This is a genomic window from Streptomyces otsuchiensis, assembly GCF_004305975.1.
Lineage (GTDB): Bacteria > Actinomycetota > Actinomycetes > Streptomycetales > Streptomycetaceae > Streptomyces > Streptomyces otsuchiensis.
In genome coordinates this window covers 1-10360 of the sequence record NZ_BHZI01000080.1, presented here as the reverse complement: position 1 = coordinate 10360, position 10360 = coordinate 1, and the positions used below count along the sequence as shown (strand labels likewise).

Below are 10360 nucleotides of genomic sequence, written 5' to 3'. Positions count from 1 at the left end.
GGAGCCAGGAGGAGCTGGCCCAGGAGGTGTCCTATTCGAGCCAGCACATTTCGGCAGTCGAAACTGGTCGCAAACCGCCAACCCTCCCGTTCTCACGTCGCCTTGACCGTGCCTTCGGCACCGGGGACTCCGCCGACTCGTTCGAGCGTGAATGGCGTGACATCCGACAGGGCAGCTTGCTGGAGGGCTTCCCCGAGTACGTCGGGCACGAAGGCCGCGCGGCTGAGATCCGCGTCTACGACATTGGCGTTGTTCCGGGGATCCTCCAGACACCGGAGTACGCCCAAGAACTGGCCAACAGCGCGGTGCGACGCGGGGCCACCACGCCCGAACAGGCCAACGAACGGGTCGCGTTCTTGGCCGAGCGGCAGGCAGCGCTCAAGCGCGATCGCCCGCCACTCATTCTCGTTGTTCTCGACGAAAGCTGCATCCGGCGGAGGGTCGGCAGCGCGGACGTCATGGCGGCCCAACTGGATCACCTGGAGCAGTTCGCCGATCTGTACAACACAAGCCTGCAAGTAGCCCCATTCAGCATGGGAGCACGGAGGGCGCTGAACCTCCCGGTCAACCTGCTGACGATGCCAGACCGCTCCGTACTGGCTTACGCCGAGTCACAGACACGGGGGCATCTGGAACGTGACAGCAGCTCCGTCCTGCCTCTACTGACGGCCTACCATCAGCTACAGACTGAAGCGCTGTCCCAGGCGGCTTCCGTGTCCCTGATCCGAGAGGCATGAGAGGGAAAATCCGTGACGAATGCCCCCCATTGGTTCAAGTCATCGTACAGCGACAACGGCGGGACCTGCATAGAAGTTGCCGCGAACCTCGTCGCCACGCATGGCCTCGTGCCCGTCCGCGACTCCAAGAACACCGCTGGCCCGGCACTCGCAGTGTCGGCCACTGCGTTCGCGTCGTTCGTGGCAAGCGTCAAGACCGGGGACATCACCGGCTGATCGCGCCTAGAGCCAGACAGGGCCCCCCATGCCCCGCATGGTGGGGCCCTGTCCCCGCCGTCACGTCGGCCACCGGAGGACGGAGGCGGCGTTCGGCTCGGGAAGCACTGTCAACCGTCGGATCCACGCGCCACAGACCGAGTCGCTCGCCCAGGCCGCGATCTACCAGTCACGAAAGGCCTTCCCGCGACCGAGACGCCCCCGACGGTTCAGATCCTCGTACAGCGACAACGACGGGCAGTGCGTCGAGGTCGCCGCCAACCTCGTCGCATCGCACGGCGTGGTCCCAGTCCGCGACTCCAACAACCAGGCCGCTCCGACCCTGATACTTCCGGCCGGGGCGTTCTCCTCGTTCGTGGCAAGCATGAGAGCAGGGGCCTGCACCGAAAGCGCTCCTCTCGCCTGACACCCACCGTGCCCGGATTTCAGCAACACTCCCGGGTTTTCCGCACTACCGGAGGTCCGCTGAAAACCGCCGCCCTCACTCAGCCCCAGCACCCCCGACGACCTGCACCTTCACAGTGGGGTCCTCATCGCCCCTCAGAGGGGTAGCAACCGCCGGTCGGGGCCTCGCCGACTACCTCCATGCCTAGTCCTCATCGCCCCTCAGAGGGGTAGCAACAGCTTCTCCGTGATGACGACGCCACGGTAAAGCCGCGGTCCTCATCGCCCCTCAGAGGGGTAGCAACGTGACCAGCAGCAGCCAAGACCTGTCAGCCGCGGAGGTCCTCATCGCCCCTCAGAGGGGTAGCAACAGGACGACATCGCCGCCCTGCAGTGCGTCGCCCGCCGTCCTCATCGCCCCTCAGAGGGGTAGCAACAGCAGGCGTACGAGCTGCTGTCCGCCCGCTGCGCCGCGTCCTCATCGCCCCTCAGAGGGGTAGCAACCCCGAGCGGGCCGAGATGCTGGTGACGATCCGCCAGGCGTCCTCATCGCCCCTCAGAGGGGTAGCAACCGGATTCGTCGCAAGCGACCCGTCGTGTATCACGCGCCCTCATCGCCCCCCAGAGGGGCAGCAACAGAGGCGGAGCCTAACGCTCTGCATTGCTGATGGTCCTGACGCAGAAGCGGGGCCGACCGGTCTCGCGCAGCGAACACCCTTCGAGACACCATCCAGCGCCGGCCGATCCGCGAGTACCGTCGAAGAACTCGTCGAACTCGGGAGACACGATATGAGTCCTTCGCGTCGATCCGTCCTGGGCGCCAGCCTTTGCTCCGTGGCGCTGACCGTGCCGGGCTGGCCGGACGTGGTCGGACGCATGGAGGCCGTGAGCACGGGGGCGGACATCAGGATCGGCCGTGCGGACGTGGCGACGGTGTCGGCCATGACGGAGAGGCTGTCCGCGCTGGACGACGAGTTCGGCGGGCGGCACGCACGCCCCATGGCAGCGGCGTTCCTGGTGAACACGGTCGCGCCCTACCTTCGGGCCGACGCACACGAGCACGTCCGAAAAGACATGATGGGGGCAGCCGCATTCCTCTACTACCTGACCGGGTGGATGGCGGTTGACGAAGGTCTTCACGGGCTCGCGCAGCACTACTACGTCAAGGGCCTGGAGCTGGCCGGAGCGAGCGGCGACCACTTCACCTACTGCCATATCCTCCGAGGCATGTCCGTACAGGCGGCAGACCTCGGGATGGGAGCTGGCGCAGTCCGGTACGCCGACGCGGCGGCAAGCGCCCCGCCCACCGGCGAACCCCGCATGAGGGCGTTCCTCGCGGGGCAGCAAGCGCACGCCTACGCCGTGCAGAGAGACAGGCGGAGCGCCCACCGACTCCTGACCGAGGCCACCACCCAACTCGAAAAGGCAGAGAGCCAAACGAAGACGTTCGGCGGCTATGCGCCCGCGACACTCGCCTATCACGAGTCCCAGGTACGCAACGAACTGGGCGACACGAAAGGGAGCGTCGCCTCCCTGCAACGGCACTTCCGGCTCAGGGATCGAAACAACGACAGCAAGCGAAGCGGCATTCGCTTCACCTCGATGCTCGCAGAACGCCAACTCTCCGTCGGGCACCTCGAATCAGCCTGCGAGCACTGGACCAAGGCGCTGGAGCAGTATCCCACCGTGAAATCCGGGCGCGTCGACAGGAACATGGAGACCATGTACCGGTCCCTGGAGCCATATCGACACCACTCCCAAGCCCGCGAACTGCGGGAACGCGCCAGAGCGGAGCTCCCTCCCGCGCTGCTCGCCGAGCGCTGACCGCACCGATCCGACCAGCTACGAGAGGCCACCCCATGACAACCGAGACGCCCCGTTGGTTCACGTCCTCCTATAGCAACAACGGCGGCCAGTGCGTCGAGGTCGCCGTGAACCTCGCCCCCTTCCACGGCCTGGTTCCCGTCCGCGACTCCAAGAACGAGGCCGGCCCGGCACTCGCGGTGTCGACCACTGCGTTCGCCTCGTTCGTGGCAGGCGTCAAGGCCGGCGAGATCACCGGCTGATCGCACCGAGAGCCAGACGGGCCCCCCATGCCCCGCATGGGGGACCCCGCCCCTGCCGTCACAGCGCGGCCCTCCTCGCCACTGAGAGGGGGGCCGGTGAGACTCCGCGCCTCGCGCTGAGAGCCAAGGTGGGGCTACCGCCAGACCGCCGAGGCGACACGGTGGAAGTTGCCGCCGAGGATCGCCGTGACGGCGTCGTCCGGGTAGCCGCGCGCGAGCAGCGCGTCTTCGACCGTCAGCAGGGTCTCCGGCGGCATGAACTCGATCGCTCCCCAGCGGGTGTAGCACTCGGGAAACAGCTCGGGGCTCTCGGCGAGCAGCGCGTTGAAGTCGTCGTGGTCGAAGGGGTAGTCGGTGGAGACGCCGACATGCTCGGGACCCACGAGCTCCACGGCGTAGTCGATGTGCCGCACGAGCGCGTCCAGGCTCGCGTCGTTCGGTCCGAGGAAGATGCCGACGCCGGTGATGCCGACGACGCCGCCGGTCTCCGCGCACGCCTTCGCCTGGTCGTCGGTGATGTTGCGGGGGTGGCCCCAGAGCCCGCGCATACACGAGTGGGAGTACACCATCGGACGCTCGGTGGACTCGCTGAGGTCGAGCCCGGTGCGAGCACCGCAGTGCGAGCCGTCCACGACCATGCCGACGGCGTTCATCTCCCGCACCAGCGCGCGGCCGTAGGCGGTCAGTCCCTCGTCGACGGCGTCCAGGCAGCCGCCCCCGGCCGCGTTGCGGTTGTTGTAGCTGGGGAGCAGGGTGCGTACCCCGAGGTCGTAGTAGTGCTGAACCCGCTCCAGCCGGCCCTCCAGTGGCCCGGAGTCCTCCAGGTCGAAGGCGACCGCGATCTGGTCCGCCCGGACGGCCGCGTCCACCTCCGCGACCTTCGCCACGAGCCGGAACCGGTCGTCGCCCGCGATGCGCTCCCGCCAAGCGGCGAGCAGCCCGTCCACGAACTCCCCACTGTGAGGCGCGTAGCCCACGTTCACCGAGGTGTAGCTACCACCGCGCCGCAGATAGCGCGCCAACTCCCCCACCGGCGCGTTGCGTTCCAGCGGCAGACAGCAGTGCTGCTCCCACAGCAGACGCGGCGGACTGGCTTCAGCGGATTCGTTCAACATCCCCGCATCCTGCACCTCCCCTGACACAGCCGCCATCCCATTCCGGGGAGCGGAAACGGCCCCTGGCTCCCACCGGCCGGAGAACACCGAGACCAGACCTCACCACACCGAAAGCGCTAGGCTTGTGCGGTGCCCAATCCACCCGGATTTCAGCAACACTCCCGGGTTCTCCGCACTACCGGAGGTTCGCTGAAAACCACCGCCCTCACGCAGCCTCAGCACCCCCGACGACCTGCACCTTCACAGTGGGGTCCTCATCGCCCCTGAGAGGGGTAGCAACGGGCCCCAAGTACGCGTATACGCGTACGCGTGTAGGGACGTCCTCATCGCCCCTGAGAGGGGTAGCAACACCGCGTCCGGGCCCTGACCGCCCGCGAGCGGGAGATGGGTCCTCATCGCCCCTGAGAGGGGTAGCAACGGCCACTCGCGGACGACGGTCGCGGGGGATTCCCCGTCCTCATCGCCCCTGAGAGGGGTAGCAACGCGCAGGACGGCGAGGCATTCTTCGAAGAGCGCGGGGGTCCTCATCGCCCCTGAGAGGGGTAGCAACGAGAGGAACACGGCGATGCCGGAGCTTCGGCGTCCTCATCGCCCCTGAGTGGGGCAGCAACCAAGAGGTGGCATCTCTCGCCTGACGAGCCTGCCGGCCCTCTTCTCCCCTCAGGGGGGGGCGGCCGTGGCGCGTCGGCGCCGTGGGGTCAGCGACCGTGCCGAGGATGCGGGCGATGACCGGTACGACCGTCAGGACGGCTGCCAGCCCCTTGGTACCCGTCGTAGGTGCTCTTTTTGTCGTTGCGGCGGACCTCGTGCGGGCCGGCGGACAGCTCGGCCAGGTGATAGCGGTGATCGCCATCTCATCGGTAGCTCGTCGGGCTCCACCCGCCTCCACAGGATGACGATGTCGCTGCCGAGGAGACCTTGGCGTACGTCGGGTGGTCAGCGGTCATAGGGGTCGTCCGAGTACATGTCCGCCGTGGTCTCCTGCTCGGCACGGAACGTGTGGAGATCGGTGCCGGAGGCAGTCCTGGACATGGCGGCGAACTCTTGCCGGGAGACAAAGCGACCGTACCGGCGTAGAGGAACGAGCTGGCCGATCGGGTGTCCGCCGCGCGTGACAGTGAACGATTGGCCGCCCTGTACCGCGTCCATAACCTCCCGGGACCGGTTACGCAGGTCCCACTGGGTGATTTCAGGCTGAACGGTCACATCGCCACGGTAGCGCTCGGTGTCACCCTGTGGCACCTCGTTGCACACCCTCGGGGACAACCCGCTTCGGGCGTCGTCACGGCACCCAACCGAGGCGCCGTGACGACGGTGAATGTCGCGCCGCCACCGCCCCCCGTCAGGCGGCGGGGACGTGGCGTTCGGCGGGGCCGGTGTAGGCGCCGAGGGGGCGGATGAGGGTGTTGCCCTCGGACTGCTCCACGATGTGCGCGGTCCAGCCGGTGATGCGGCTCATCACGAAGATCGGGGTGAAGACGGGGATGTCGAAGCCCATGAGGTGGTAGGCGAGACCGGCCGGGTAGTCCAGGTTGGGGTGGATGCCCTTGCGTTCCACCATGGCCTTCTGGAGCGCGGTGTGGAGCGTCGCCAGGCGGGTGACCTCGGGCGAGGCATTGACGGCGATGAGGCGGTCGAGGGCTTCCTGCATCAGCGGGACGCGGGAGTCGCCGTGCTTGTAGACGCGGTGGCCGAAGCCCATGATCTTGCGCTTGGACGCCAGGGCGTCGGTGAGCCAGCGGTCGGCGTCGGCGGGGTCGCCGATCTCGTTGAGCATGTGCATCACGGCCTCGTTGGCGCCGCCGTGCAGCGGTCCCTTCAGCGCGCCGATGGCGGCCGTGACGGCGCTGTGCAGGTCGGAGAGGGTGGAGGTGACGACGCGGGCGGTGAACGTCGAGGCGTTGAAGCTGTGTTCGGCGTAGAGGATCAGCGAGATCTCGAAGCACCGCACCACCTCCGGCGCGGGCACCTCGCCGAAGCACATGTGGAAGAAGTTCTCCGCGAGGCCGAGTGCGGGGTCGGGCTGGATCGGGGTCAGCCCGCGACGGCGGCGCTGGTCGGCGGCGACCACGGTCGGGAGTTTGGCCAGCAGCGCCAGCGCCTTGGTGCGGTTGGCGGCCGGGGAACCGTCGTCCTCGGCCGGGTCCTCGGCGCCGAGGAAGCTGACGGCGGTGCGCAGCACGTCCATCGGGTGGCAGGTCTCGGGCAGTCGGGCGACGATCTCGGCGGTGGTGCGGTCCAGGGGGCGCAGCGCCCGCTCGCGGGCCTCGAAGGCGCGGAGCTGTGCGGTGTCGGGGAGTTCTCCGGTCCACAGCAGGTGGGCGACCTCCTCGAAGGAGCGGGAGGCGGCCAGTTCCTGGACCGGGTAGCCGCGGTAGGTCAGGGAGTTGCTGGCCTCGATGACGGTGGAGATGCCGGTGGTGTCGACGACGACGCCGGAGAGTCCGCGGTGGATGTCGGAAGCGGCGGACGCGGGGCCGGTGTTGCCGGACGAGGTGGCGGCGGTTGCCATGGCGGTACCTCCGGAAGAGGGCGGGTTCGGGTACGGCTGGGGGACCGGCGGCGCGCGCACGGCGGCGGCAGTCGGTCGTGGCGGTCGGTCGTGGTGGTCGGTCGTGGTGGTGCGGCGACAAGGCGAGGGCCGGGGCCCGGGGGCGGTGGTGGGCCCCCGGGCCCGGCCCGGCCCGGTCAGGTGCCCGGCGGAAGGGTGAAGTCGTGGACGGAGCTGTCGAAGGCGGCGTACTCCTCGTAGCCCAGCAGCTCGTACAGCCGGGAGCGGGTCTGCATCTTCTCCAGCAGGGCCCGCTGGGTGCCGTCGGCGGCGAGGGTGCGCAGCCCGTCCTCGACGGCGCCCATCGCGAGGCGCAGCAGGGTCACGGGGTAGAGCGCGATGTTGTAGCCGAGGTTCTCCAGGGTGGTGGCGTCCAGCAGCGCGCTCTTGCCGAACTCGGTCATGTTGGCCAGCAGCGGGACGTCGACGGCGGCGCGGAAGGTCTCGAACTCCTTCTCGTCCGCGAGTGCTTCGGGGAAGATCGCGTCGGCGCCGGCGTCCACGTACGCCTTGGCGCGGTCGATCGCGGCGTCCAGTCCTTCGAGGGCGCGCGCGTCGGTGCGGGCCATCAGCAGGAAGTCGGGGTCGCGGCGGGCGTCGGTGGCGGCCTTGAGGCGCCGGGTCATCTCCTCGCGCGGGACGACGGATTTGCCGTCGAGGTGGCCGCAGCGCTTGGGGTTGACCTGGTCCTCCAGGTGGAGGCCGGCGAGCCCGGCGTCCTCCATCAGCTGGACGGTGCGGGCGGCGTTCATCGGCTCGCCGAAACCGGTGTCGGCGTCGACCAGCGCGGGGAGGTCGGTGACCCGGGTGATCTGCTGGGCGCGGGCGGCGATCTCGGTGGAGGTCGTCAACCCGATGTCGGGCAGGCCGAGATCGGCGGCGAGGACGGCGCCGGAGAGGTAGACCGCGTCGAAGCCGGTCTCCTGGATCAGCTTCGCGGACAGCGGGTTGACCGCTCCGGGCACCCGCAACAGCCGTCCCGAGGCGAGCTGTTCGCGCAGGGCGCGGCGCCGCTGGGCGGGGGTGGTACGGGTGTGCAGCATCTAGAACAGCCCCTTCGGGAGTTCGGCGTCGGACTTGGCCAGGGCCGTGTCGTCGGTGGTGGGGAAGAGCGCGTCGAGGCCGCCGGCGTCGAGGTCGGCGAGGCCCTCGGCGGCGGCCAGGAAGACGCGCTGCGCGCCGGGTTCGACGACGCCCTCGGCCAGGGTGCGGAACTTCGCCGTGTACTGCTCGCGGGCGAACGGCCGGGCACCGGCGGGGTGGGCGTCGGCGACGGCGAGTTCCTCCTCCACCACGCGGCCGTCGGTGAAGGTGACGACGGCGCGGCCGCCGAACGCCCGCCGCTCGGGGTCCGGGTGGTGGTAGCGGCGGGTCCACTCCGGGTCCTCGACGGTGGAGATCCGCTGCCACAGTTCGACGGTGTCGGCGCGGCGCGCGCGCTCGGGCGCGTAGGAGCGTTCGTGGTGCCAGCCGCCGTCCTGGAGCGCCACGGCGAAGATGTAGGGCACCGAGTGGTCCAGCGTCTCGCGGCTGGCGTTCGGGTCGTACTTCTGGGGGTCGCCGGAGCCGGAGCCGATCACCTGGTGGGTGTGGTGGCTGGTGTGCAGCACCACGGAGGCGATGTCGGCGGCGAAGCGGTCGACGGGGCCGAGGCGGGCGCGCAGCGAGCGGGCGAGGTCGATGACGGCCTGCGCCTGGTACTCGGCGGAGTGTTCCTTGGTGTAGGTGTCGAGGATCGCCCGGCGCGGCTCGCCGGGGCCCGGCAGCGAGACGGTGTACTCGGCGTCCGGGCCGTCCAGCATCCACGCCAGGTAGCCGTCCTCGCCCTCGTAGATCGGTGAGGGGGCGCCCTCGCCGCGCATCGCGCGGTCCACGGCCTCGATGGCGGCCTTCCCGGCGTAGGCGGGCGCGAACGCCTTCCAGCTGGAGATCTCGCCCTTGCGGGACTGGCGGGTCGCGGTGGTGGTGTGCACGGCCTGCTGCACCGCCTGGTAGACGGTCGCGGTGTCCAGCTTCAGCAGGGCGCCCAGGCCGCAGGCGGTGGCGGCGGAGAGGTGCGCGACGTGGTCGATGCGGTGGGCGTGCAGGCAGATGCCGCGCACCAGGGCGACGTGGGTCTCGTAGGCGGCGACGATGCCGCGCAGCAGGTCGGCGCCGGAGCGGCCGGTGTGCTGGGCGACGGCGAGCAGCGGCGGGATGTTGTCGCCGGGGTGGGAGTAGTCGGCGGCGAGGAAGGTGTCGTGGAAGTCCAGCTCGCGGACGGCGGTGCCGTTGGCCCAGGCGGCCCATTCGGGTGAGACGCGGAAGTCGGGGCCGACGCCGAAGACGGTCGCGCCGGCGCCGCCGCCGGTGACGGGGTGGGCGGTGGCCTGCGCGCGGGCCACGGCGACGGGGCGGCGGCGCAGCGAGGCCACGGCGACGGAGGCGTTGTCGATCACCCGGTTGACGGCCATGGCGGCGGTCTCGGCGTCGATCCCGGCAGCCGTGGTGCCGGTGGCGACGGCGGCGAGTTTCCAGGCCAGCTGCTCCTCGCGGGGCAGGTGGGAGGCGCTGGGGTGGACGCGGACGGAGTGGTCGATCACGCGGGCTCCTCGACGGTACGGGTCGGCACGTTACACATCCGAGCATCCCCGCGCCGCCGTGGTCCGTCGACCGCTCCACGCTGCGGAATCCGCACAGTGTGTCGCTGCGAAACGGCGAATCTTGCGAAAGCTGCGGATGGTACTTTCGCAAATGACGGGACAGGCGGGCGGCCGGGACAGCCGGCCGGCCAGGCGGAGGCGGTGCGAGGACCATGACGCGCGCGGACGGACAGCGGCACGACCCGGAGCCGTCGTCCGGCACCCCCCGAGGAACCCCCCGAAACGGGTCCGGACGCGGCGCCCGGAAGATCTACGCCCACGCCCGGCTGCGGCGGCTGCGCCGCGAACACGGCCTGAACCAGGTGGAGCTGGCGCGGCGGCTCGGCATCTCCACCAGCTATCTCAACCAGATCGAGCACAGCCAGCGGCCACTGTCGGCCTCCGTGCTGCTGCGCATCGCCGAAGTCCTCGGCGTGGAGCCGGAGTTCTTCTCCGGCGCGGACGAGGAACGGCTCGCCACCGACCTGCGGACGGCGCTCGGCGACGAGGCGTGCGGCACCCCGCCGCCCGCCGAGGAGATCGCGGAGGCCGTCCGCGACCACCCTGCGCTGGCCCGCGCCCTGGTCACGCTGCACCGCCGCTACCGCGACGCCGCCGAACAGGCCGCGGCCCTGGCCGACCCCGGCGCCACCCCAGGCACCCCCGGCGC

The 10360-nt window shown here is 70.0% G+C and carries 11 protein-coding genes and 2 CRISPR repeat arrays; of the genes, 6 read left to right on the top strand and 5 right to left on the bottom strand.

Features of this window, described 5'->3' with window-relative positions:
- The 5 genes from E0D90_RS10050 to E0D90_RS10030 form a co-directional block, all read left to right on the top strand.
- Window positions 1–737 (top strand): helix-turn-helix domain-containing protein (locus tag E0D90_RS10050; RefSeq protein WP_227870113.1); only part of this gene is annotated, 737 nt, incomplete at its 5' end.
- Between the two features lie 12 nt (window positions 738–749).
- A complete protein-coding gene (locus E0D90_RS10045) occupies window positions 750–953 on the top strand; it encodes a DUF397 domain-containing protein (protein ID WP_103501910.1) in 204 nt (67 codons plus the stop codon).
- Between the two features lie 160 nt (window positions 954–1113).
- Window positions 1114–1359, top strand: a complete 246-nt coding sequence (locus tag E0D90_RS10040) for a DUF397 domain-containing protein (protein WP_227870114.1) — start codon at window positions 1114–1116, stop codon at window positions 1357–1359.
- Window positions 1360–1479: 120 nt separating this feature from the next.
- A CRISPR array of direct repeats spans window positions 1480–1974; the repeat unit is 30 nt; unit sequence GTCCTCATCGCCCCTCAGAGGGGTAGCAAC.
- 23 nt (window positions 1975–1997) lie between these two features.
- Entirely contained in the window at window positions 1998–3161 is a 1164-nt protein-coding gene (locus tag E0D90_RS10035) for an NsdA family TPR-like regulatory protein (protein WP_498072958.1), read from the top strand.
- Window positions 3162–3196: 35 nt separating this feature from the next.
- Entirely contained in the window at window positions 3197–3403 is a 207-nt protein-coding gene (locus tag E0D90_RS10030) for a DUF397 domain-containing protein (protein WP_130797411.1), read from the top strand.
- A gap of 134 nt (window positions 3404–3537) precedes the next feature.
- Here the strand turns inward: E0D90_RS10030 and E0D90_RS10025 are convergent, their stop codons facing one another.
- The 5 genes from E0D90_RS10025 to E0D90_RS09995 form a co-directional block, all read right to left on the bottom strand.
- Window positions 3538–4518, bottom strand: a complete 981-nt coding sequence (locus E0D90_RS10025; protein ID WP_174856174.1) for a dipeptidase — start codon at window positions 4516–4518, stop codon at window positions 3538–3540.
- 250 nt (window positions 4519–4768) lie between these two features.
- A CRISPR array of direct repeats spans window positions 4769–5129; the repeat unit is 30 nt; unit sequence GTCCTCATCGCCCCTGAGAGGGGTAGCAAC.
- A 325-nt stretch (window positions 5130–5454) separates the two neighbouring features.
- Entirely contained in the window at window positions 5455–5724 is a 270-nt protein-coding gene (locus tag E0D90_RS10015) for a type II toxin-antitoxin system Phd/YefM family antitoxin (RefSeq protein ID WP_130797410.1), read from the bottom strand.
- Between the two features lie 136 nt (window positions 5725–5860).
- A complete protein-coding gene (locus tag E0D90_RS10010) occupies window positions 5861–7030 on the bottom strand; it encodes a bifunctional 2-methylcitrate synthase/citrate synthase (protein ID WP_103503794.1) in 1170 nt (389 codons plus the stop codon).
- A gap of 176 nt (window positions 7031–7206) precedes the next feature.
- Window positions 7207–8112, bottom strand: coding sequence for a methylisocitrate lyase (gene prpB, locus E0D90_RS10000; protein WP_130797408.1), 906 nt, complete (start codon window positions 8110–8112; stop codon window positions 7207–7209).
- Entirely contained in the window at window positions 8113–9651 is a 1539-nt protein-coding gene (locus E0D90_RS09995) for an MmgE/PrpD family protein (RefSeq protein ID WP_130797407.1), read from the bottom strand. It lies immediately after the preceding gene.
- Between the two features lie 212 nt (window positions 9652–9863).
- On the opposite strand from E0D90_RS09995, the gene E0D90_RS09990 reads away from it, so the two are divergent.
- A partial coding sequence (locus E0D90_RS09990) for a helix-turn-helix domain-containing protein (protein ID WP_130797406.1) occupies window positions 9864–10360 on the top strand: 497 nt, incomplete at its 3' end.

What these genes read in the sequence shown, in the direction of transcription:
- E0D90_RS10030 (WP_130797411.1), top strand. Translation starts at nt 3,197, where the DNA reads ATGACAACCGAGACGCCCCGTTGGTTCACGTCCTCCTATAGCAACAAC.
- E0D90_RS10010 (WP_103503794.1), bottom strand. Translation starts at nt 7,030, where the DNA reads ATGGCAACCGCCGCCACCTCGTCCGGCAACACCGGCCCCGCGTCCGCC.
- E0D90_RS10025 (WP_174856174.1), bottom strand. Translation starts at nt 4,518, where the DNA reads ATGTTGAACGAATCCGCTGAAGCCAGTCCGCCGCGTCTGCTGTGGGAG.
- prpB (WP_130797408.1), bottom strand. Translation starts at nt 8,112, where the DNA reads ATGCTGCACACCCGTACCACCCCCGCCCAGCGGCGCCGCGCCCTGCGC.